This window comes from Kitasatospora sp. NPDC056531 (assembly GCF_042794375.1).
Taxonomy (GTDB): Bacteria; Actinomycetota; Actinomycetes; order Streptomycetales; family Streptomycetaceae; genus Kitasatospora.
This window is the reverse complement of sequence record NZ_JBHTTU010000008.1, coordinates 1-25060: the sequence shown is the minus strand read 5'-3', so window position 1 is coordinate 25060 and position 25060 is coordinate 1. Positions and strand designations below refer to the sequence as shown.

Genomic DNA, 25060 nt, shown 5'->3' with positions numbered 1-25060 from the left:
CTCGCGGAGCGCCGGCCCTGCCGGCCGCGACCTCGCCCGTACCGCCCTCATGGGACCGGGCCCTGCCGCTCTCCTGAGGTGTCAGGAGAGCAGCGGTTCCGTTACAGCGGCTCCGTTCACAGCCGCTCGGGAACCGGGTTGCCCACGGCCTCGATGGCCCGGCGCAGCGGCACCTTCACCAGCACCGCGAAGCCGATCACGAAGAACACCAGCAGCGAGATGATCGCCGAGCGGTAGCTGCCGGTGACCTGGTACGCGAGGCCGAAGACCAGCGGGCCCATCCAGCTGGTGCCGCGGTCGCTGACCTTGTACAGGCTGAAGTACTCCGCCTCCCGGCCCGCCGGGATCAGGTGCGAGAACAGCGAGCGGGAGAGCGCCTGGCTGCCGCCGAGCACCAGGCCGATCATGCAGGCCAGGGCGTAGAACCAGGCCGGCTGGTGGGCGGGCATGAAGTAGCCGAGCGCCAGGGTGACCACCCAGCCGACCAGCGAGCCGAGGATGGTCCGCTTGGCGCCGTACCGCTGGGCGATCCGGCCGAGCAGCAGCGCGCCGCCGATCGCCACGACCTGGACCATCAGCACGGCGGTGACCAGTGAGGTCTGGTCCATGCCGAGTTCCTCGCTGCCGAACAGCGAGGCCTGCGAGACGACGGTCTGGATGCCGTCGTTGTAGCAGAGGAAGGCGGCGAGGTAGAGCAGCGTCAGCGGGTGCTTGCGCATGCCCTTCAGGGTCCGGCCGAGTTCCCGCAGGCTGCCCGCAGCGGGTTGGTCGGCCGCGGCGGCGGCGCGGCTGGGCGCGACACCGGCCCGGGAGGGCAGCCGCAGCAGCGGGACGACGGTGAACAGCGCCCACCACAGTCCGGCCGAGGCCAGGCAGATCCGCACGGCGGTGCCGGAGGACAGTCCCAGCGAGTCGCAGTTCTGGAACAGCGCCAGGTTGGCGATCAGCAGCAGGCCGCCGCCCGCGTAGCCGTAGGCCCAGCCCTTGGAGGAGACCTTGTCACGCTCGTCGGGGGAGGCCAGGCCCGGCAGGTAGGCGTAGGAGAGGGCGACCGACACCGCGTACGCGATGTTGGCGACCACCAGCAGCGCGCCGCCGAGCAGGTACTTGTCGCCGTCGAGGAAGAACATCCCCATCGTGGCGAGCGCGCCGACGTACGCGAAGCCGCACATCAGCTCCTTGTGCCGTCCGGTGCGGTCGGCGACCGTGCCGGTCAGCAGCATCACCGCGACCGAGATCAGCACGGAGAAGGAGACGGTGTACGGGAAGAACGATCCGGCGCGGATCGACAGGCCGAGCGGGTGCACGTCGCCGGACGCGTCGGCGGCCCTCTTGGCCACCTCGGTCAGGTACGGCCCGAGGAACACCGTCAGGACGGTGGCGGAGAAGGCGGCGTTGGCCCAGTCGTTGATGTACCAGCCGAACTGCGCCCGGCGCAGGGCGCGGCCGTCGTCGGTGGCGCGTGGCGGGTCCTCCGCCACGTGGTCCTGCAGGTGGTCCGTGGTGCTCATACGGCCCTATCTCCCCGTGCTGGAGCCGGTGCTGCCGTCCGTCCAGCAGCCGCGCTCGCTGAGGACGTCCCGGAGGACGTCGATGCGATCGGCCATGATGCCATCCACACCGAGGTCCAGGAGAGAGCGGATCCGTGTGGGATCGTCCACAGTCCACACGTGAACCTGCAGGCCGAGCCGGTGCGCGGTCCGGACGAAGGCCCGGTCGACCACCGGAACGCCCCGGTGCCGCTCCGGCACCTGCGCGCACACCCCGAGGTACGGCGCCGCCCCGCGCTCCGGCCGCGGCGACCTCGGCAGCACCAGCTCGCCCAGCGAGCGCAGCCGCAGCCGCGCCACTTCGCGGGGCCCGAGCGAGGTGGCCAGCCGGGGCCCGGCGGCGGCCCGGACGGCGGCCAGGCGGCTGTCGGAGAAACCGCCGACGCAGACCCGGTCCCAGGCGTTCGTCCGGCGGATCGTCTCGACCAGCGGACCGACGGCCGGCGCCGCCTTGACGTCGATGTTGAACCGGGCCGCCGGGAACGCCCCGAGCAGGTCCTCCAGCAGCGGCACCGGCTCCGTCCCGCCGATCCGGGCCCGCCTGACGCTCTCCCAGGGCAGTTCGGCCACGGCCCCGCCGCGGTCGGTGACCCGGTCGAGCCGGGAGTCGTGGAAGGCCACCAGCACCCCGTCGGCGGTGGCGTGCACATCCGTTTCGAGGTAGCGGTACCCGAGCGCCACGGCGGCCTCGAACGCGGCGAGCGAGTTCTCGGGATGCCCGAGCTCACCACCCCGGTGCGCGAAGGCGAGCGGCCCCGGATGGTCGAGGAAGGCGTGCATGTGGTGCTCCGAGCTGCGGGGAACAGGAGGCAGCGCTGCCCGTTCCGCGGCCGTCCCGGATCGCGCGCGTTACAGTATTACGCACCCTGTCAAGCAGTAACGATCACTGCCTCGCCCTCCCCGGGAGAGCGGCGCGGTACGGGCCGGCGGCGTGAGGGCTACCGTCCCGTAAACCCGATTTTGTGATCACCGGGTTCTCGCATATGGTGGTCACACCGACGCGGGGTGGAGCAGCTCGGTAGCTCGCTGGGCTCATAACCCAGAGGTCGCAGGTTCAAATCCTGTCCCCGCTACTACGGAGGCCGGGGCCGACGCGTGATCGCGTCGGCCCCGGCCTCGTTTCGTTCCGTGTGGCCGCCGTGAACCGCGGGTCGCATGTCGTTCGTATGAGGCGCCGTCAATCCGCCACCGGCATCTAGGCTGACCCCCGTGTGCCGGGTGGGCCGACCCGTTCGCCCCCCGATGGCCCCGGCGAGAGGTGGGCTGACGGCATGACGACGGCCGTGGTGGTCGGCAGCGGACCCAACGGGCTTGCCGCCGCGATCCGCCTCGCCCAGCAGGGCGTCAGGGTGCGGGTGCTGGAGGCACGGGAGACGATCGGCGGCGGCACCCGGTCCGGTGAGCTGACGTTGCCGGGGCTGATCCACGACGACTGCTCCGCCTTCCATCCCACCGGCGTCGCCTCGCCGTTCCTGCGGTCGCTGGGCCTGGAGGAGTACGGGCTGCGGTGGCTCTGGTCCCAGGTGGAGCTGGCCCACCCCCTGGACTCGGGAGCCGCCGGGGTGTTGTGGCGCGACGTGGACCGGACGGCCGAGCTCATGCCGCCGGCGGACGGCAGGACGTGGCGGCGCGTGTTCGGTCGACTGTCGAGCCGCTTCGACCGGCTCGCGGAGGACGTCCTTCGTCCCGTCCCGCACGTGCCCGGTTCGCCGCTCGCCTTCGCCGAGTTCGGCGCCCAGGCCCTGCTGCCCGCCTCGTGGACGTCCAGGAGGTGGAGCGGTGAGCAGGCCCGGGCCCTGTTCGGCGGTGCGGCGGCCCACGCCTTCAGCTCGCTCCGCACGCCGTTCAGCAGCGCCATCGGCCTGATGCTGATCGCCGTCGGTCACGCCCACGGGTGGCCGGTGGCACAGGGCGGCTCGCAGGCGATCACCACCGCGATGGCACGGCTGCTGGAGCGGCTGGGCGGCACCGTCGAGACCGGAGTGGAGGTCCGCGAGCTCGACCAGCTCGACCGGCCCGACCTCGTCCTGCTGGACACCGGCCCGCAGGCCGCCGTCCGGATCCTGGGCAACCGCCTGCCGCACCGGACCGCCCGCGCCTACCGGCGGTACCGGTACGGCCCCGCGGCCTTCAAGGTGGACCTGGCGGTCGAGGGCGGCGTCCCGTGGGCCGACGAGCACTGCCGGTCCGCGGGCGCCGTCCATCTCGGCGGGACGTTCGAGGAGGTCGCCGCCGCCGAGGAGGCGACCTTCCGCGGCAGGATGCCCCGCCGGCCCTTCGTGCTCGTCGGTCAGCAGTACCTGGCCGACCCGTCCCGCTCGGTCGGGGACCTGCACCCGGTCTACGCCTACGCCCATGTCCCGCACGGCTATCGGGGCGACGCGACCGAGCCGGTCCTCGACCAGATCGAGCGGTTCGCCCCCGGCTTCCGGACGCGCGTCCGCGCCCGGTCCGTCCGTACGGTGGCACGGATGCGGTCGGACAACGCCAATCACGTCGGCGGCGACATCGTCGGGGGAGCCAACACGGTGCGCCAGCTCGTCCTGCGCCCCCGCCTCGCCGTGGACCCGTACGCGACCGGGGTGCCCGGCGTGTACCTGTGCTCCGCCGCCACCCCACCGGGCGCGGGGGTGCACGGGATGGCCGGCTTCCACGCGGCGGAGTCGGCCCTGAGGTGGCTGGCGAAGCGGTGACGGCGAGTTCCCGGATGACCGGGGCGTTCCCGGATGGTCGAGGCCGACCTCGAACCGGCGAAGTGGAGAGGGCAGGCAAAGCTGAGTATGCTTCAAACTCAGCGAACGCAACTGAAAACCATCTCGCCTCATCTTAGCACGGAGGGCTGGTAGGTTGTCAAATCCCGACGCGGAGACCCGGCGTGAGCAGGAGTACGTGTCCATGCTCTACGGACGGCTCGACGAACTCAGGCAGCAGTTGTCCGAGCGGATGGCGGCGGTCCTCAAGGCCTCCGGCGGCACGGACCAGGCGAGGCTGGAGCGCAACGTCACCCACACCGTGTACTCCGGCCGCCTGGCCCAGCTCGAAGCCGCCGACCACGGGCTGTGCTTCGGCCGGCTGGACCTGCTCGACCACAGCCGGCTGTACGTCGGGAGGGTCGGCCTGTTCGAGGACTCCGAGGAGTCCGAGGAGTCCGAGTCACTGCTCGTCGACTGGCGGGCGCCGGCCGCCCGGCCGTTCTACCTGGCCACCGCGGTGAACCCGGACGGCGTGCGGCTGCGCCGGCACATCAAGGAACAGGGCCGCGTCGTGGTCGACGTCCACGACGAACCGCTCACGCTGGACGGACTCGACACCGCGACCGCCGGGGCCGGCTCCGGCGGGCTGACCAGCGAGACCGCCCTGTTCTCCGCGCTCAACACCGGCCGCACGGGGCGGATGTCGGACATCGTCGAGACCATCCAGGCCGAGCAGGACCGCATCATCCGGGCCGAGCACGGCGGGGTCCTGGTCGTCCAGGGCGGCCCGGGCACCGGCAAGACGGCGGTGGCGCTGCACCGCGCGGCGTACCTGCTCTACACCCGCCGTCAGCAGCTCACCCAGCGGGTCGTGTTGGTGATCGGGCCGAACCCGTCCTTCCTGCACTACATCGGCGACGTGCTGCCGGCCCTGGGCGAGACCAGCGTCCTGCTCGCGACCGTGGGCGACCTCTACCCGGGGGTCCGGGCCGACGCCCCGGAGCCGGCCGAGGTCGCCGAGGTCAAGGGGCGGCTGGTGATGGCCGAGGTCATCCGGGCGGCCGTCCGGGACCGCGAGTACGTGCCCGACGAGCCGATCGAGATCGACTACGAGGGGCAGGCGCTGACGCTGGACCCGGCGACCGTCGCGCGGGTGCGCGACCGGGCCCGTGGCGCACTGCTCCAGCACAACGTGATCAGGCCGCTGGTGGTCCGGGAGATCACCTCGGCGCTGGCCGACCAGTACGCCGACATCATCGGAGCCGACCCCTTCGGCGGGCCGCGCCTGCTGGAGGACGAGGAGGTGGAGGACATCCGGCGGTCGATGCTGGAGGACTTCGCGGTGCGGGACGTGCTCGACCTGCTGTGGCCCGAACTGACCCCGCAGCAGCTGCTGGCGGACCTGTTCTGCTCGCCGGAGCGACTGGAGTCGGCGGCTCCGGGCCTCGACCGGGAGGACCGGGCGTTGCTGCTGCGGGACGAGGACGGGGAGGGCCCCTGGTCGGCGTCCGACGTCCCGCTGCTGGACGAGGCCGCCGAACTCCTCGGCGAGGACGACCGGGCGGAGCGCCTGCGCGAGGAGGCGGCCCGGCGGCAGCGGATCGAGTACGCCCAGGGCGTCCTGGACGTCGCGGCGGGCTCGCGGTCCCTGGAGGCGGAGGAGGGAGCGGTACTGACCGCCTCCGACCTGGTCGACGCCGAATGGCTGGCCGAGCGGAACGAGGAGACCGACCGCCGTACCCCCGCCGAGCGGGCCGCGGCCGAGCGCACGTGGACCTTCGGCCACGTGATCGTGGACGAGGCCCAGGAACTGTCCGAGATGGCCTGGCGGTTGCTGATGCGACGCTGCCCGACCAAGTCGATGACCGTCGTGGGCGACACGGCGCAGACCGGAGACCTGGCCGGCACCGGGTCGTGGGCGCGGGTCCTCGACCCCTACGTCGCCGGCCGGTGGCAGCTCGAACAGCTCACCCAGAACTACCGGGTGCCGGGCGAGATCATGGCCGTCGCGGCCGAAGTGCTGGCCGAGCTCGACCCGGAGCTGGACGCGCCCTCCTCCGTGCGGGACTCGGGCGAGCGGCCCTGGCGCCTGCGGGTCGAGCCGGGGCGGCTCGCGGAGCGGCTGGCCGAGGTGGTCGCCGAGGAGGCGGCGGGACTCGGCCAGCGGCGGCTGGCGGTCATCGTGCCGGACCAACTGCTGCCGGACCTCGCGGAGGCGGTGGTGGCGGCGGTGCCGAAGGCGTCCGTGGGTGAGGACCCCGCGGCGCCGAGCCCGGTGGCGGTCGTGGACGTCAAGCAGGTCAAGGGCCTGGAGTTCGACTCGGTGCTGATCGCGGAGCCGGGCCTGATCGTCGACGACTCGCCGCGCGGACTGAACGACCTGTACGTCGCGCTCACCCGCGCCACCCAGCGGCTGGGCGTCGTGCACAGCGGCGAGCTGCCCGCCGCGCTGTGGCGGCTCGCGCCCAGGGCCGGGTGATCACCGGTTCACCGCTGCAGGATGCGTCGTAGCCAGCGGGTGCGGGCGGCGTGGGCGTCCCGGCTGAGGGTCGCGTGCGGGGCGAGGGTGTCGAAACCGTGGCAGGCACCGGGCCACACGTGCAGTTCGGCCTCGCCGCCGGCCCGCCAGATCGCGTTGGCGTAGGCGACCGCCTCGTCGCGGAAGGTCTCGGCCGACCCGGCCTCGACGTAGGCGGCGGGCAGCCGGGCGAGATCGGTGGCGCGGGCCGGGGCGGCGTAGGGGGAGAGGTCGGCAGCACCGTACCGGTCGCCGAGCAGGGCCTGCCAGGCGGTGGCGTTGGAAGCGCGGTCCCAGGTGTCGTGGCCGACCATCTGGCGGCTGGAGAAGGTGTCGCCGCGGTCGTCGAGCATCGGGCTCAGCAGCAGCTGGCCGAGCGGCGCCGGGCCGCCACGGTCGCGGCTCAGCAGGGCCAGGGCCGCGGCGAGCCCGCCGCCGGCGCTCTTGCCGCCGACGATCAGGCGCCGCGCGTCCACGCCCAGCGCACCCGCGTGCTCGACCGCCCAGTCGAGTGCGGCGTAGCAGTCCTCGACCGCTCCGGGGAAGCGGGTGCGCGGCGCCAGCCGGTACTCGACGGACACGACCGCCAACCCCAGCGGCAGCGCCCACCCCCGCAGCAGCCGCGGCAGGACCGACCACGCGTTGCCCGTCACCATCCCGCCGCCGTGCAGGTAGTACAGCAGCGGCAGCGCCCCGCGGACCCCGGCGGGCCGCGCGCTGACCAGCGTGACGTCGCCCTCGCCGTCGGCCCGAGGAACGCTCAGCTCCGCCACCTCGAACCGGCCGCCGTCGCGTAGCCGTTCGAGCGTCGGGCGGGGCCGGTCGGCGCGATCCCGCTCCTGCCACGCCGCCAGGCCCTCCGCGGTGAGCACCTCCCGCGCCCCCGCGCCGGCGGCCGCCACCGCCGCCGCCACCTGCGGGTCCAGCGGAGGCACCTGCCGCGCCGCCGATCCATCCGTCATCGAAGACCCCCTTCGCCCGATCAACGCCCGGCCTCACCCCCCGGGCCCCTGCCACTGCGGCAAGTCTCTCGCGCCTGGACCAGCCGGTAGCTGAAGAGGGCCTGGCGAAGGCGGGCCGATGGGGCCATCCCAGTGATCTTGGCGCCCGGGTTCCGTTGGGTCGGTGGTAAGTTCTCGATTGGCCGGAATTCGCCGACGCGTCGGAAGGTTTTCACCTTTGAATTCCGCCAGGCGTTCGAACGGATGGGAATTCAGCATTCCGGTCGAGGTGGGATCGCTTCATCGAGTGACAGGAGTGACTCCAGTGAATCGATGTCGAACGGTCTTTCGATTTCTGATGGTTTTTTCGCATCGGAATCGGACGTGTGGGTGCGATGTTCGCGGTGGCGAAAACCAGACCGGTGATCTCGTCGGGTGATCGCATTTCTGCAGTTCCAGGCCGTGTTCCAGGAGAGCATCGAGTGGCTTTGGGTGATTTCGGTGCCCTTCTGCGGCGTCGGGCTGGCCGAAAGCCGGTGCTTGCGGATCATCGATCTCCCGATTCAGAGTTCTGCTGCCTGCGCTCGCCCGTGCTAATCGACTCTGGACGTGATGGAACGGTATGCCCGATTCGGATGCTGTCGCGATCGTCGGTTTCGCCTGCCGTGTGGCGGGAGCCGACACCCCGGACGGGTTCTGGGAACTCCTGCGTACCGGCGTCGATTCCGTCCGGGAATTCCCCGACGGTCGCCGCACTGCGACACCGCCGGAACGCCCCGGCGCCACGGGCGCCGTCGGCGGGTCGGACCGGCCCCGGCGCGGCGGCTACCTGGACGAGGTCAGTGGCTTCGACCCGGAGTTCTTCGGCATCGGTCCGGGCGAGGCGGCGCTCATGGACCCGCAGCAGCGGCTCATGCTCGAACTGTGCTGGGAGGCCCTGGAGCGCGCGGGCATCCCGCCGCACGGGCTGAGCGGCGCCCCGGTCGGTGTGTTCGCCGGGGCGATCTGGGACGACTACGCCGTGCTGCTGCGCCGCGCGGGCATCGCGGCCGGTGCGCGCCAGGTGACCGGCCTGCACCGCAGCATGATCGCCAACCGGGTCTCCTACACGCTCGGCCTGCGCGGCCCCAGCATGACGGTCGACGCGGCCCAGGCCTCCTCGCTCGTCGCGGTGCACGTGGCGTGTGAGAGCCTGCGGCGCGGCGAGTCCGAACTCGCCCTGGCCGGCGGCGTCAACCTCGACCTCGTCCCTGACGCCCCGGACGACGCGGGCAAGCTGGGAGGCCTCTCTCCGGACGGGCGGTGCTTCACCTTTGACGCCCGCGCCAACGGCTACGTGCGCGGCGAGGGTGGCGCGGTCGTCGTGCTCAAGCCGCTGGCCCGAGCGCTCGTCGACGGCGACACCGTGTACTGCGTGGTGGCGGGCAGCGCGATGAACCACGACGGCGGCGGCGCGGCGCTCACCTCGCCCGAGGCCGCGGCCCAGGAGCAGGTGATTCGCGCGGCCCACCGCCGGGCCGGGTTCCGCACGGCCGACGTGCAGTACGTCGAACTGCACGGCACCGGAACCCCCGTGGGCGATCCGGTGGAGGCGGCGGCCCTCGGCGCCGCGCTGGGCACCGGCCGCCAGGCCGGGGCGCCGCTACGGGTCGGCTCGGTGAAGACCAACCTCGGGCACCTGGAGGGTGCGGCGGGAATCGTCGGGCTGGTCAAGACGGTCCTCGCCATCCGCCACCGGGAGCTGCCGCGCAGCCTCAACTACGAGACCCCGAACCCCCGCATCCCGCTGGGCGAGCTCGGCCTGCGCGTCCAGGACGTGACGGGCGCCTGGCCGCAGCCCGAGCGGCGGCTGGTCGCCGGGGTGAGCTCCTTCGGCATGGGCGGCACCAACTGCCATGTGGTGCTGGCGGAGCGGCCGCCCGGTGGGAGCGGGCGGGCCTGGGCGGTGCCGGCCGCCGCCGGTCCCGCCGCGCCGGTCGCGGATCCCGGGGCCCCGGTCCTCGTCCCGCTCTCCGGCACCACACCCGAGGCGGTGCGTGCCCAGGCGGACCGCCTGCACGACCACCTGCTGCGACACCCCGATGTCGAGCCGGCGCACCTCGGCTGGTCGGCCGCCACCACCCGGAGCCACCTGTCCGCCCGCGCCGTCGTCCTCACCCCCGACCGCGCGGGGCTGCTGGCCGGCCTCGACGCGCTACGCACCTCGGGCGCCGCCCCCGGCGTGGTGAGCGGCGAGGTCAGGCCCGGCCGCACCGCCTTCCTGTTCACCGGCCAGGGCAGCCAGCGCCCCGGTATGGGCCGCGAACTGCACCACCGGTTCCCCGAGTTCGCCGCCGCCTTCGACGAGGTCTGCCGCCACCTCGACCCGCACCTCTCGCGCCCGCTGCGCGAGGTGCTGTTCGCGCCCGGGGGCAGCCCGGAGGCGGAGCTCGTCCACCGCACCGAGTTCACCCAGCCGGCCCTGTTCGCCGTCGAGGTGGCGCTGCACCGGCTGCTGGCGCACTGGGGCGTCGTCCCCGACCTGCTGCTCGGCCACTCGATCGGTGAACTCACGGCCGCGCACGTGGCCGGCGTCCTCGACCTGCCCGACGCCTGCGCCCTGGTGGCCGCCCGAGGCCGGTTGATGCAGCAACTGCCCACGGGCGGCGCGATGGTGGCGGTCCGCCTGGGCGAGGCGGAGGTCGTGGAGGCGCTCGCCGACCTCCGGGACCGGGTCTCGATCGCGGCCGTGAACGGGCTGGCGGCCACCGTCGTCTCCGGCGACGAGGAGGCCGTGCTCGCCCTCGCGGAGCAGTGGCGGGCGCAGGGCCGCAAGGTCCGGCGACTGCGGGTCGGCCACGCCTTCCACTCGCCGCGGATGGAGCCGATGCTCGACGCCTTCGCGGAGGTCGCGCGGGGGCTGGCCTTCCGTCCGCCGACGACGCCCGTGGTGTCGAACGTGACCGGCCGCGCGGCGACCAGCGAGGAGCTGTGCTCGCCCGACTACTGGGTGCGGCAGGTGCGCGGGGCGGTGCGCTTCGGGGACGGCGTCGACCGGCTGCGCGAGGCCGGCGTGACCGTCCTGGTCGAACTCGGGCCGGACGGCAGCCTGTCCGCGCTGGCCCGCGAGTGCCCGGTACCCGAGGGCGGCGAGGCCTTCGCCACCGCCGCCACCCTACGGGCCGGCCGGCCGGAGGCGGACGCCCTGGCCGAGACCGCCGCCCGGCTGCACACCCTGGGCGCCGCGCTCGACTGGACCGCGCTGTTCGAGGCCCCGGCGCGGCGCCGGGTCGAGCTGCCCACCTACGCGTTCCAGCGCACCCGGCACTGGCTGCGCGCCGCCGCCCCCGAGGACGTCGCCCCCGGGGACACCGTGCTCGGGGACGTCGCGCCCGAGGACACCGCGCCCGGGGACACCGTGCTCCGGGACACCGCGCCCGGGGCCGCGGGCCCGGTGCCGTCGTCGCCGCTCGCCCGCCGGATCGCCGGGCTGCCGGAGGCCGACCAGGCGCGGGTGGTGCTGGACCTGGTCCGCTCGCACGCGGCCGCCGTGCTCGGCCACGCCACCAGGGACGCCGTCCGCCCGGACCTCGCCTACCGCGAGTCGGGACTCGACTCGCTCGCCACCGTCGAACTCCTCCAGCGGCTGTCCGCCGCCACCGGCCTGGACCTGCCCGCGAGCGCCGGCTACGACCACCCGACGCCCGCCGACCTCGCCCGCCACCTGCGCTCCCGGGCCCTGGAACTGCCCGCGCGGGAGCACCGGGCCGAGCCGTCCGCGTCGGCCGGCGGGGACGGCGACCCGATCGCCGTCGTCGCCATGGGTTGCCGCTTCCCCGGCGGCGCCCACACCCCCGAGCAGCTGTGGCGCCTGGCCGCCGAGGGCGTGGACGCGATCGGACCGTTCCCCCGGGACCGCGGCTGGGACCTCGACCGGCTGCACCACCCCGCCCCGGGCGGGCTCGGGACCACCTACGTGCGCGAGGGCGGATTCCTCGCCGGCGCGGGCGAGTTCGACGCCGAGTTCTTCGGCATCAGCCCGCGCGAGGCCCTCGCCATGGACCCGCAGCAGCGCCTGCTGCTGGAGACGTCCTGGGAGGCGCTGGAGCGCGCCGGGCTCGACCCCGCCGGGCTTCGCGGCGACCGCGTCGGGGTGTTCGTCGGCGCCACCGCGCAGGACTACGGCCCGCGCATGCACCAGCCCGTCGACGGTCTGGACGGCTACCTGCTCACCGGCACCACGCCGAGCGTCGCCTCCGGCCGGATCGCCTACGAGCTCGGCCTCGAAGGCCCCGCCGTCACCGTGGACACCGCCTGTTCCTCCTCGCTCGTCGCCGTGCACCTGGCCGCTCAGGCCCTGCGCAACGGCGAGTGTGCGCTGGCCCTCGCGGGCGGTGCCACCGTGATGGCCGAGCCCGGCATGTTCGTCGAGTTCGCCCGACAGCGCGGCCTCGCCCCGGACGGCCGCTGCAAGCCGTTCTCCGCCGACGCCGACGGCACGGCGTGGGCCGAGGGCGTCGGCGTCGTCCTGCTGGAGCGGCTGTCGGACGCCCGACGCCACGGCCACCCGGTGCTCGCCCTGCTCGTCGGTTCCGCCGTCAACCAGGACGGTGCCAGCAACGGTCTCAGTGCCCCCAGCGGGGCGGCCCAGCAGCGGGTGATCCGGCAGGCGCTGGGCTCCGCCGGGCTGGCGCCCGGCGACGTCGACGTGGTCGAGGCCCACGGCACCGGCACCGCCCTCGGCGACCCGGTCGAGGCGCACGCCCTGCTCGCCGTCTACGGCCGCGACCGCGCCCCCGAACACCCCCTGCTGCTCGGCTCGGTGAAGTCCAACATCGGCCACACCCAGGCGGCGGCCGGGATCGCCGGGCTGATCAAGACCGTGCTCGCGATACGGCACGGACTGGTACCCGCCACCCTGCACCTGCGCGAGCCCTCGCCGAAGGTGCGCTGGGCGGACGGCGCGGTCACCGTGCCGACGGCCGCGACCCCGTGGCCCTCACCGGTCGGCCCCGAACGCCCCCGGCGGGCCGGCATCTCCTCGTTCGGTATCAGCGGCACCAACGCCCACGTCATCGTGGAGCAGGCCCCGGCGGACACCGAGCGGGCGGCGGAGGCCGAGGGCGCCGGATGCCCGGACCTGCCCGCGCCGCTCACCGTCTCCGGCCGTACCGAGGCGGCGCTGCGCGCCCAGGCCGCCCGGCTGGCCCGCCACCTCGCGACGGCCGGAGCCGGAGCCACGGCCGGAGCCGGGGCCGGTGGGGCGGACGGGCTCGCCGACCGGCACGCGCTCGGCCACGCCCTGCTGCGCAGCCGGACCAGGTTCGACCACACCGCCGTCGTCCTCGCCCGCACGCACGCCGACGCGCTGCGCGGGCTGACCGCGCTCGCCCACGGCGAGCCGGCCGACAACCTCGTCCGGGCCCAGTCCACCGCCCGCGGCGCGACCGCTCTGGTCTTCCCCGGCCAGGGCTCGCAGTGGGCCGACATGGCCGTCGAACTCCTCGACGCCTCACCGGTGTTCGCGGCCGAGCTGGAGGCCTGCGCGGCGGCGCTGGCCCGCTGGACCGACTGGTCCCTGCACGACGTCCTGCGCGGTCGGCCGGGCGCGCCCGACCTGTCCCGGGTCGACGTCGTCCAGCCCGTGCTGTTCGCCGTCATGGTCGCGCTGGCCGGGCTGTGGCGGTCCGTCGGCGTCGAACCGAGCGCCGTCGTCGGCCACTCGCAGGGCGAGATCGCCGCCGCGTACGTCGCGGGCGCGCTCACCCTGGACGACGCCGCCAAGGTGGTCGCCCTGCGCAGCCGCGCCCTGCTCGGCCTGGCGGGCACCGGCGGCATGGTCTCCCTACCGCTGCCCGCGGAGGAGGTCGGTGAGCTCCTCGCGCCCTGGGACGGCAGGCTCGGCATCGCCGCCCGCAACGGCCCTGCCACCACCGTCGTCTCCGGGGACGCCGACGCCCTCGACGCCCTCCTCGCGCACTGCGAACGGGCCGGCGTGCGCGCCCGCCGGATCCCGGTGGACTACGCCTCGCACTCGGCGCACGTCGAGTCGCTGCGCGAACCGCTGCTCGTCGCGCTCGCCGACCTCGCGCCCCGCGCCGCGCGGATCGCCTTCTACTCCACCGTCACCGGCGGGCTGCTGACCGACACCACGACGCTCGACGCCGACTACTGGTACCGCAACCTGCGCCAGGAGGTCCGCTTCGAGCCCGCCGTGCGCGCCCTGAGCGCGGACGGCCACCGGCTCTTCGTCGAGGCGAGTCCGCACCCCGTCCTCAAGATCGGCACCCAGGAGACGCTGGACGCCTGCGGCACCGACGGGGCCGACCGCACTGACGGCTCCGGCGGCACCGGCGGCACGGCCATCGGCACCCTGCGGCGCGACCACGGCGGCCTCGACCAGTTCCTCGCCTCCGTCGCCGAGGCGATCGTCCACGGGGCGGACCCCGCCCCCGACGCGCTGCTCCCCGGGGACCACCGCGGCCGGCACGTCGACCTGCCCACCTACGCCTTCCAGCGGCGCCGCTACTGGCTGACCGCCGGGCCCGCGCGGACCGCCCCCGCGGACCTCGGCCTCGACGCCGTCGATCACCCGCTGCTCGGCGCCGTCACCACCACCCCCGACGGCACCACCCTGGTCACCGGCCGACTCGCCGCGGACACCCAGCCCTGGCTGCCCGACCACGCGGTGACCGGCACGCCCGTGCTGCCCGGTACGGCCTTCCTCGACCTCGTCCTCCGGGCGGGCGCCCTCGCCGGCTGCTCGCACGTCGAGGAGCTCACCCTGGAGGCTCCGCTCGTGCTGCCCGCCACCGGGCGGACGCAGCTGCGGGTGGCCGTCGCCCCCGCCGACCCTGCGGGCCGGCACGTCGTCACCGTGGACTCCCGGCCGTCCGGCCCCGAGGGCGAGCCGGGCCAGGAGCCCGCCGAGCGGCCCTGGACGCGGCACGCCTCCGGCACCCTGACAGCGGCCGAGGAACCCGTCGAACCGGCTGCCCAGGGCAGTTGGCCGCCGCCGGGCAGCGAGCCGCTCGACCTCGCCGACGCCTACCACCGCCTCGACCGCCTCGGGTACGGCTACGGCCCGTGGTTCCAGGGCCTCGCCGCCGCCTGGCGCGCGGGAGACCACCTGTACGCCGAGGTCCGCCTACCCGCCGAACCCGGCCGGGGCGACGCCGCGCACGGCGTCCATCCCGCCCTGCTCGACGCCGCGCTCCACCCGCTGCTCCTGGCCGACGCCGCCGCCGAGGCACCGGTCTCCGGGGCACCGTCCTCCGAGGCACCGGCCGCCGCGGCCCCGCGCATCCCGTTCTCCTTCACCGACGTACGGCTGCACGCCACCGGCGCCACCGCCCTGCGGGTCCGGCTGTCGCCCGCGCCCGACGGCGCCACCGCATTCGCCGTCGAGGACACCACCGGAGCGCCGGTCCTCACGGTCGGCGGCCTCAGCCTGCGCGAACTGCCCGCCGACCGCCTCGAAGCGGCCGATCCGACCCCGCGCGACGCGCTGTTCGAGCTGCGCTGGACGGAACTGCCCGCCCCCGCCACCGCCGCGGACCCGGACTGCGTGGTCCTCGGCGCCGACGACCTCGGCCTCGACCCGCAGGGCGCGTTCCCGGACCTCGCCGGCCTCGACGCCCACACCGCCGCCGGGCACCCCGCACCCGCCGTGGTGGTCACCACCGTTCCCGCAGCGTTCGGCGGCAGCACCGCCGAGGCCGCGCACGCCGCCGCCCGCTGGGCCCTCGACACCGTCCGGGCCTGGCTGGCCGGTGACCGCCCGGAAGCCGCCAGGCTGGTCGTCGTCACCCGGGGCGCGGTCGCCGTCCGCCCCGGCGACGCCGTGTCGGGCCTCGGCCAGTCCCCGGCGTGGGGCCTGCTGCGCACCGCGCAGTCCGAGCACCCGGGCCGCTTCGCCCTGATCGACCTCGACGACTCCGCGCGCTCCGGCCGGGCCCTGCGGGCCGCCGTCACCGCCGACGAGCCCCAACTCGCGCTGCGCGACGGGATCCTGCACCGCCCCCGGCTCGTCCCGACCCCGGCCCCGCGCGCCGGGCGCCCGCTGGACCCGGACCGCACGGCGCTGATCACCGGCGGCACCGGCACCCTCGGCGCGCTGATCGCCCGCCGGCTGGTCACCGAACACGGCCTGCGCCACCTGCTGCTGGTCAGCCGGGCCGGGCAGCGGGCCGAGGGCGCCGAGCGGTTGCGGGCCGAACTGGCCGCGCTCGGCGCGCGGGTGACGATCGCCGCGTGCGACGTCTCCCGCCGCGAGGAGCTGGCGACGCTGATCGCCGAGCTGCCCGCCGAGCACCCGCTGGGCGTCGTCGTCCACGCCGCCGGCGTCCTCGACGACGGCACGGTGGAGACCCTCGCCCCCGAGCGCCTGGACGCCGTCCTGCGCCCCAAGGTGGACGCGGCCTGGCACCTGCACGAGTTGACCCGCGAGCAGGATCTGGACGGCCTCGTGCTGTTCTCCTCCGTCACCTCGGTCACCGGCAACGCCGGTCAGGGCGCCTACACGGCCGCGAACGCCTTCCTCGACGCGCTGGCCGAGCACCGCCGCGCGGCCGGGCTGCCCGGCAACGCGCTCGCCTGGGGGCTGTGGGCCGAGGGCAGCGGGATGACCCGCCACCTCGCGGCCGCCGACCTCGCCCGACTCGCGCGCGGCGGCATCGGCCTGCTGTCCACCGAGGACGGGCTCGCGCTCTTCGACGCGGCGCTGCGGTGCGATCTGCCGTACGCCGTCACCGCCCGCCTCGACCGAGCGGCGCTGCGCGACCTCGCGGCGGCCGGCACCGTGCCACCCGTGCTCCGCGGACTGGTCCGCGCCCCGCTGCAGCGCGCGGCCGGGGCCGCGACGGGCCCGGCGGACGCGCCCTCCTGGGCGCGCCGGATGGCCGAGCTGCCCGAGGACCGCCGCGCCCGCGCGGCACTCGACCTCGTCCGCACCCAGACCGCCGCCGTACTCGGCCACGGCGAAGCGGACACCGTCGACGTCCAACGCGCCTTCCGCGAGCTGGGCTTCGACTCGCTCACCGCGCTGGAACTGCGCAACCGGCTCAACTCGCTCACCGGCCTGCGGCTGCCCGCCACCGTGGTGTTCGACCACCCCAGCGCGACCGCCCTCGCGGCACGGCTGATCAGGGAGGTGGTCGGCGCCCCGGTGACGGCCGCCCCGGCGCCCGCGGCCGCCCCGGTGGACGACGAGCCGATCGTGATCGTCGGCATGGGCTGCCGCTACCCCGGCGGCGTCACCGGGCCCGAGGACCTGTGGCGCCTCGTCGCCCAGGAGACCGACGCGGTCGGCGCCTTCCCGAGCGACCGCGGCTGGGACGTCGACGCCCTGTACGACCCGGACCCGGACCGCACCGGCACGGTGTACACCCGGCACGGCGCCTTCCTGTACGACTCCGGCGACTTCGACGCCGAGTTCTTCGGCATCTCGCCGCGCGAGGCACGCGCGATGGACCCGCAGCAGCGGCTGCTGCTGGAGACCTCCTGGGAGGCGCTGGAGCACGCGGGCATCGACCCCGCCGGGCTGCGCGGTTCCCGGACCGGCGTCTTCACGGGCGTCATGCACCACGACTACGCCTCCCGTCTGCACCGGGCCCCGGACGGCTACGAGGGCATGCTGCTCGCGGGCAACGTCGGGAGCGTCGTCTCAGGCCGGGTCGCGTACTCGCTGGGCCTGGAGGGGCCGGCGGTGAGCATCGACACGGCGTGCTCGTCGTCGCTGGTCGCGCTGCACCTGGCGGCGAACGCGCTGCGTTCGGGGGAGTGCGACCTCGCGCTCGCGGGCGGTGTGACGGTCATGTCGACGCCGCACGTGTTCGTCGAGTTCGCGCGCCAGCGCGGGCTGTCGGTCGACGGTCGGTGCAAGCCGTTCGCGGCGGGCGCGGACGGTACCGGCTGGGGCGAGGGCGTCGGCCTGCTCGTCATCGAGCGGTTGTCGGACGTGGTGCGCAACGGGCACCGGGTGCTGGCGGTGGTGCGGGGTTCGGCGGTGAACCAGGACGGTGCGTCCAACGGGTTGACGGCGCCGAACGGTCCGTCGCAGGAGCGGGTGATCCGGGCGGCGTTGGCGAGCGGGGGGCTGGCCGCGTCCGATGTCGACGTGGTGGAGGCGCACGGGACGGGGACGACGCTGGGTGACCCGATCGAGGCCCAGGCGCTGCTGGCCACCTACGGACAGGACCGTCCCGAGGACCGGCCGCTCTGGCTCGGGTCGGTGAAGTCGAACATCGGTCATACCCAGGCGGCGGCGGGTGTGGCGGGTGTGATCAAGATGGTGATGGCGTTGCGGCACGGGGTGTTGCCGAAGTCGTTGCACGTGGACGCTCCTTCGCCGCACGTGGACTGGTCGGCGGGCGCGGTCGAGCTGTTGGCGGAGGCGGTGGAGTGGCCGGAGACGGGTCGGCCGCGCCGGGCCGGGGTGTCCTCCTTCGGGATCAGCGGCACCAACGCCCACGTGATCCTCGAACAGCCCGCCTCCGTCGAACGCGGGGGCGCTCCGGCGGAGCCGGTGACGACTGCGGGAACGGGCGGGGTGGTGCCGTGGGTGGTGTCGGCGCGGTCGGGGGCGGCGCTGCGCGCGCAGGCGGATCGGTTGCGTGGCTGGCTGGCCGATCACCCGGAGGTCGATCCGGTGGATGTGGCGCGGGCGTTGGTCTCGGGTCGGGCGGTGTTGGAGCACCGGGCGGTGGTGTCGGGGCGGGATCTGGCTGAACTCGTTGGTCGGCTGGGTGAGTTGGCGGAGGGTGAGTCGGTTGCTGCGTCGGGGTCGGGTGCGGTGTTCGTGTTCCCGGGGCAGGGGTCGCAGTGGGCGGGGATGGCTGCTGAACTCCTCGTGTCCAGCCCGGTGTTCGCCTCCGCGGTGGAGGAGTGTGCGTCGGTGATGGATCCGCTGACGGATTGGTCGTTGGTGGAGGTGTTGCGGGACGGTTCGGGCGGGTTGCTGGACCGGGTGGATGTGGTGCAGCCGGCGTTGTTCGCGGTGATGGTGGGGCTGGCTCGGTGGTGGGAGTCGTGTGGGGTGCGGCCGGCCGCCGTGATCGGCCATTCCCAGGGGGAGATCGCGGCCGCGTATGTGGCTGGTCTGCTGTCGCTGGAGGACGCGGTCCGGATCGTGGTGTTGCGGAGTCGGGCGCTGCGCGGGGTGTCGGGTGGGGGGATGCTGTCGGTCGGTGTCGGTGCCGGGCGGGTGGCTGAACTCCTGGCCGGGGATGGTCGGTTGTCGTTGGCGGCGGTCAACGGCCCGTCGAGTGTGGTGTTGTCCGGGGACGTCGAGGCGCTGGCCGGGGTGGTCGAGCGGTGTGAGCGTGAGGGTGTGCGGGCGCGGTGGATTCCGGTCGACTACGCCTCGCATTCGGCGTACATGGATGCGGTGCGTGATGAGGTCGTCGAACTGTCGTCGGGTGTGCGGCCGTTGGCGGGTCGGGTGGCGATGTACTCGACGGTGACGGGTGAGGTGGTGGATGCGCCGGAGCGGTTGGCGGGTTCGTACTGGTTCGACAATCTGCGTGGCACGGTGCGTTTGGATGCGGCGGTGCGGGCTGCGGTCGGGGACGGGCACACGCTGTTCGTGGAGTGCAGCCCGCATCCGGGTCTGGTCGTCCCGATCGCCGATCAGCTGGAGGACGTCCCGGGTGCTGTGGTCCTGGAGACCTTGCGTCGTAACGAGGGCGGTCCCGGGCGCCTGGTGACGGCGCTGTCGGCGGCTTTCGTCGCGGGCCTGCCCGTCGACTGGAGCGCCCTGCTCCCCGCCGGCCGGCACGTCGAACTGCCGACCTACGCCTTCCAACACCGCCGCTACTGGCTCGACGCGCCGCCCGTCGCGGGCGCCGCGCACGACCTCGGACTCACCGCAGTCGGCCACCCGCTGCTGGGCGCCGCCGTGCGCTCGCCGGAGGACGGCGGGACGTCGTTCACCGGACGGCTGTCCGTGCCCGCCCACCCCTGGCTCGCCGACCACGCCGTGCACGGCACCGCCCTCGTGCCGGGCACCGCGTTCCTCGACCTCGCGGCCTGGGCCGGCGCCGAGGCCGGCTGCCCGGTGGTCGACGAACTCACCCTGCACGAGCCGCTCGTGCTGCCCGAACACGCCGGCGTCCGGCTGCACGTGGCACTCGCCGCGCCCGACGCGGCCGGCGTCCGGACCCTCGCCGTCCACTCCCGACCCGAGGACGCCCCCGAGGACGAGCCGTGGACCCGGCACGCCACCGGCAGCCTCTCTGCCGCCCCACCGCAGGCCGCCGCCGACGACCTGCTGCCGTGGCCGCCCCCGCAGGCCGAGGCCGTCGACACCACCGCGCTGTACGACCGCCTCGCCGAGTTCGGCTACGACTACGGCCCGGCCTTCCAGGGCCTGCGAGCCGCCTGGCGGCACGGCGACGACCTGTTCGCCGAGGTCGAACTCCCGGACGGACCGGCCCGGGACGAGCACGGCTACCACCTGCACCCCGCGCTCCTGGACGCCGCCTTGCACCTCGCCGCGCTGGACGCGGTGGAGGCCTCGGGTCGCACCTTGCTGCCCTTCGCTTGGGCGGGTGTGACCAGGGAGAGGACCGCCGAGCCCGTCACCGCCCTGCGGGTGCGGCTGCGGAGCACCGGCGGCGATGCGGTGTCCCTGCTGGCCACCGACCACGCCGGCACACCGGTGGCGCGCGCCGAGTCGCTCGTGCTGCGGCCGCTGGCCCCCGGGCGGTTCGCGGGTCCGACCGCCGCCGACCCGGCCTGGCTGCACCGGGTGGACTGGACGCCGGCGGCTCTGCCGGAGGAGGAGCCCGACCCGCACGTGCGCTGGGCGCTGCTCGGCGCCCCGTCGCCGGACCGGCCGGCCCGCCCGGACCTCGGCCTTCCGGCCCACCCGGACCCGGTCGCAGCCGCCGAGGCCGGGACCGACGTCGCCGTCCTGCCCTGCCCGCCCGCGGACGGCACCGGGCCCGCCGCCGTCGCGGCCGCCGTCCACACCGTCCTCGGCGCCCTCCGGGGCTGGCTCGCCGAGGAACGCCTCGCCACCGCCCGCCTGGTGGTCGTCACCCGGGGCGCGATCGCGTCCGACCCGTCCGAGGACGTCCCCGGGCCGGCGCACGCGGCGATCTGGGGCCTCGTCCGCAGCGCCCAGACCGAGCACCCGGACCGCTTCGTCCTCGTCGATCTGGACCACGACCCGTACAGCGCCGACACCGCTCTCCCGGTGGACCTGCTGCGCGCCGTCCTGGCGGCGGGTGAGGCCCAGGCGATCGTCCGGGACGGCACCGTGCTGATCCCGCGCCTGGTCCGCGCCGGCGCCCACCAGGCGCTCGTGCTGCCGGACGGGCCCGCACCCTGGCGCGTCGAGTCCGGCCCGCGGCAGACCATCGACGCCCTCGCCGTCGTCGATCACCCGGCCGCGGCCGAGCCGCTCGCCACCGGGCAGGTCAGGATCGCGGTGCGCGCGGCCGGGGTGAACTTCCGCGATGCGCTGATCGCGCTCGGCATGTACCCCGGCCGGGCGGTCGTCGGCGCCGAGGCGGCGGGCGTCGTGACCGAGGTCGGACCGGGCGTCACCACGCTCGCGCCGGGCGACCGGGTGATGGGCCTGTTCGACGGCGCCTTCGGCCCGCTGGCCGTCACCGACCACCGCCTGCTGGCCCGTATGCCCGCCGGCTGGTCGTACGCCCGGGCGGCCTCCGTGCCGGTGGTCTTCCTGACGGCGCTGTACGGGCTGCGCGACCTCGGCGGGCTGCGGTCCGGCGAGACCGTCCTCGTCCATGCGGCGGCCGGCGGCGTCGGCATGGCCGCCGTCCAGCTCGCCCGGCACTGGGGTGCCGAGGTCCTCGCCACCGCGAGCCCCGCGAAGTGGCCGGTCATGCGCGGGCTCGGCGTGTCCGACGAGCGGATCGCCTCCTCCCGCGACACCGGCTTCGAGCAGCGCTTCGCCGGGCCCACCGGTGGCCGGGGCGTCGATGTCGTCCTGAACTCGCTCGCCGGGGAGTTCGTGGACGCCTCGCTGCGCCTGCTCGCGGACGGCGGCCGGTTCGTCGAGATGGGCAAGACGGACGTGCGCGGCCCGGAGGCCGTCGCGGCCGACCGCCCGGACGTCCGCTACCGGGCCTTCGACCTGATCGACGCCGGCCCGGACCGGATCGCCGAACTGTTCGCCGAACTCGTGGAACTCTTCGAGGCGGGCGCCCTGCACCCGCTGCCCGTCCGCACCTTCGACCTGCGCCACGCCCGCGAGGCGGTGCGCTTCGTCAGCCGCGCCCGGCACATCGGCAAGGTCGTGCTGACCGTGCCCCAGCCGCTCGCCGACGACGGGACCGTGCTGATCACCGGCGGTACCGGGACGCTCGGTCGCCAGCTCGCCCACCACCTGGTCACCCGGCACGGCGTCCGGCACCTTCTGCTGCTCGGCCGGTCGGGTGCGGACGCCCCTGGCGCGGCCACCCTGGCCGCCGACCTCGCCGACCTGGGTGCCGACGTGCGCATCGAGGCCTGCGACGCGGCCGACCGCGAGGCCCTCGCCCGGGTGCTCGCCGCGATCCCCGCCGAGCACCCGCTCACCGCCGTCGTCCACGCCGCCGGCGTGCTCGACGACGGGCTGGTCGAGGCGCTGACGCCGGAGCAGGTCGACCGCGTCCTGCGCGCCAAGGCCGAGGCCGCCGCCAACCTGGACGACCTCACCCGGGGCACCGAGCTGTCGGCCTTCGTGCTGTACTCCTCGGCGGCCGGCGTCCTCGGCACCGCCGGCCAGGCCGGCTACGCCGCCGCCAACGCGTACCTCGACGCCCTGGCACACCACCGCCGCGCCCGGGGCCTGCCGGCCACGTCCCTGGCGTGGGGCCTGTGGGCCGAGCGCACCGGACTGACCGAGCACCTCGCCGCCGCAGACCTCAAGCGGCTCGCCCGCGGCGGGCTGCTGCCCTTCTCGACGCCGCAAGGGCTCACCCTGTTCGACGCCGCGTGGCAGCGCCCCGAGCCGGTACTCGTCCCGGCGCGGCTGGACCTCGCCGCGCTGCGCACCTCCACCGGGCCCGTGCCGCCGCTGCTGCGGACGCTCGCCGGTCCGGCGTCACCACGCCGCGGAGCGGCCATGGACGGCGCTCTGCCGTGGGCCCGGAGGCTGGCCGGCGCCTCGGCCGAGGAGCGCCTCGACCTCGCGCTGCGCCTGGTGCGGACGGAGGCGGCCGTGGTGCTCGGCCACGACTCGGCGCAGAGCGTGCGCCCCGAGACGGCCTTCCGCGACCTCGGCTTCGACTCGCTGACCGGTGTCGAGCTGCGCAACCGGCTCAACGGCGCCACCGGTCTGCGGCTGCCGTCCACCCTGGTCTTCGACCACCCGACACCGCTCCGGCTCGCGGGCCACCTCCTGGAACGGCTGACCGCCGCCGCGCCGGGCGGGACCGCGTCCGCCGAGGCGCCCTCCGCCGCGAGCACGGCGGTCCGCGCCGACGACCCGGTGGCGATCGTCGCGATGGGCTGCCGCTTCCCGGGCGGCGTCGCGTCGCCCGAAGACCTCTGGGAGCTGGTCGCCGCCGGGCGCGACGCGATCGGCGACTTCCCGACCGACCGGGGCTGGGACGTCGAGTCGCTGTTCGACCCCGACCCCGAACGGCCGGGCCACAGCTACGTTCGCCGCGGCGGATTCCTGTCCGGCGTGGCCGAGTTCGACGCCGAGTTCTTCGGGATCTCGCCACGCGAGGCGCTGGCGATGGACCCGCAGCAGCGCCTGCTGCTGGAGACGGCGTGGGAGACCTTCGAGCGGGCCGGGATCGACCCGCGGTCGCTGCGCGGCAGCAGGACCGGCGTCTTCGCCGGGATGGCCGGGCACGACTACGCGACGGGCGGGATGCCGTCCAGCGTCGAGGGACACGTGCTCACCGGCAACGCCACGAGCGTCGCCTCGGGCCGCGTCGCTTACACGTTCGGGCTGGAAGGCCCGGCGCTGACCGTCGACACGGCGTGCTCGTCGTCGCTGGTCGCGCTGCACCTGGCGGCGAACGCGCTGCGCTCCGGGGAATGCGACCTCGCTCTGGCCGGCGGGGTGACGGCGATGTCCACCCCGGACTTCTTCGTGGAGTTCTCCCGCCAGCGCGGCCTGGCACCGGACGGGCGGAGCAAGGCCTTCTCCGCGGCGGCCGACGGCATGGGCGCGGGTGAGGGCGTGGGACTGCTGCTCATGGAGCGGCTGTCGGACGCGGTGCGCCACGGGCACCGGGTGCTGGCGGTGGTGCGGGGTTCGGCGGTGAACCAGGACGGGGCGTCCAACGGGTTGACGGCGCCGAACGGTCCGTCGCAGGAGCGGGTGATCCGGGCGGCGTTGGCGAGCGGGGGGCTGGCCGCGTCGGACGTCGATGTGGTGGAGGCGCACGGGACGGGGACGACGCTGGGGGACCCGATCGAGGCCCAGGCGTTGCTGGCGACGTACGGGCGGGAGCGGGCCGGTGAGCCGTTGTGGCTCGGGTCGGTGAAGTCGAACATCGGTCATACCCAGGCGGCGGCGGGTGTGGCGGGTGTGATCAAGATGGTGATGGCGCTGTGCCACGGGGTGCTGCCTCGGACGCTGCACGTGGATGAGCCCTCGTCGCACGTGGACTGGTCGGCGGGCGCGGTCGAGCTGTTGGCGGAGGCGGTGGAGTGGCCGGAGACCGGTCGGCCGCGCCGGGCCGGGGTGTCCTCGTTCGGGATCAGCGGCACCAACGCGCACGTGATCCTGGAGGAGGGCCCGGCGGGCGTCGCCCCGGCCGCCCCCGGAGCCGAGGAACCGGCGGGTGGCGGCGGGGTGGTGCCCTGGGCGCTGTCGGCGGGGTCCGAGGCCGCGCTGCGCGCGCAGGCGGATCGGCTGCGTGGCTGGCTGGCCGATCACCCGGAGACCGACCCGGTGGCCGTGGCGCGGACGCTGGCCTCGGGTCGGGCGGTGTTGGAGCACCGGGCGGTGGTGTCGGGGCGGGATCTGTCCGAACTCGTGGATCGGCTGAGCGGGTTGGGCGCGGAACCGTTGCCCGTGGCCGGACAGGCCGGAGCGCCGGGTGCGGTGTTCGTGTTCCCGGGGCAGGGGTCGCAGTGGGCGGGGATGGCTGCTGAACTCCTGGTGTCCAGTGAGGTGTTCGCCTCCGCGGTGGAGGCGTGTGCGGGGGTGATGGATCCGCTGACGGATTGGTCGTTGGTGGAGGTGTTGCGGGACGGTTCGGGCGGGTTGCTGGACCGGGTGGATGTGGTGCAGCCGGCGTTGTTCGCGGTGATGGTGGGGCTGGCTCGCTGGTGGGAGTCGTGCGGGGTGCGACCGGCCGCGGTGATCGGGCATTCCCAGGGGGAGATCGCGGCCGCGTATGTGGCCGGTCTGCTGTCGCTGGAGGACGCGGCGCGGGTGGTGGTGTTGCGGAGTCGGGCGCTGCG

7 protein-coding genes and 1 tRNA gene are annotated in these 25060 nt (G+C 75.0%); 4 read left to right on the top strand and 4 right to left on the bottom strand.

All coding sequences use genetic code 11. The features are described from left to right. Positions 1 to 116: 116 nt before the first annotated feature. Together ACFQ87_RS10750 and ACFQ87_RS10745 are read right to left on the bottom strand one after the other, a co-directional pair. Entirely contained in the window at positions 117 to 1511 is a 1395-nt protein-coding gene (locus ACFQ87_RS10750; RefSeq protein ID WP_380610294.1) for an MFS transporter, read from the bottom strand. A 6-nt stretch (positions 1512 to 1517) separates the two neighbouring features. Continuing rightward, positions 1518 to 2330: a glycerophosphodiester phosphodiesterase gene (locus ACFQ87_RS10745; protein WP_380610293.1), complete on the bottom strand. Its 813-nt coding sequence runs from the start codon at positions 2328 to 2330 to the stop codon at positions 1518 to 1520. 219 nt (positions 2331 to 2549) lie between these two features. Between ACFQ87_RS10745 and ACFQ87_RS10740 the strand changes: the two genes are divergently transcribed. The 3 genes from ACFQ87_RS10740 (at position 2550) to ACFQ87_RS10730 (ending at position 6722) form a co-directional block, all read left to right on the top strand. Next, a tRNA-Met gene (locus tag ACFQ87_RS10740) sits at positions 2550 to 2623 on the top strand. Positions 2624 to 2821: 198 nt separating this feature from the next. Continuing rightward, positions 2822 to 4243, top strand: coding sequence for a phytoene desaturase family protein (locus ACFQ87_RS10735; protein WP_380610292.1), 1422 nt, complete (start codon positions 2822 to 2824; stop codon positions 4241 to 4243). Positions 4244 to 4397: 154 nt separating this feature from the next. Beyond that, entirely contained in the window at positions 4398 to 6722 is a 2325-nt protein-coding gene (locus tag ACFQ87_RS10730; protein WP_380610291.1) for a HelD family protein, read from the top strand. 8 nt (positions 6723 to 6730) lie between these two features. On the opposite strand, the gene ACFQ87_RS10725 is transcribed toward ACFQ87_RS10730, so the two are convergent. Together ACFQ87_RS10725 and ACFQ87_RS10720 are read right to left on the bottom strand one after the other, a co-directional pair. Beyond that, entirely contained in the window at positions 6731 to 7723 is a 993-nt protein-coding gene (locus ACFQ87_RS10725) for an alpha/beta hydrolase (protein ID WP_380610290.1), read from the bottom strand. A gap of 251 nt (positions 7724 to 7974) precedes the next feature. Beyond that, positions 7975 to 8253 (bottom strand): hypothetical protein, encoded by a 279-nt coding sequence (locus ACFQ87_RS10720; protein WP_380610289.1) that lies wholly within the window; start codon positions 8251 to 8253, stop codon positions 7975 to 7977. Between the two features lie 71 nt (positions 8254 to 8324). Between ACFQ87_RS10720 and ACFQ87_RS10715 the strand changes: the two genes are divergently transcribed. After that, positions 8325 to 25060: SDR family NAD(P)-dependent oxidoreductase (locus ACFQ87_RS10715; RefSeq protein WP_380610288.1), on the top strand; the 16736-nt coding region annotated here is incomplete at its 3' end.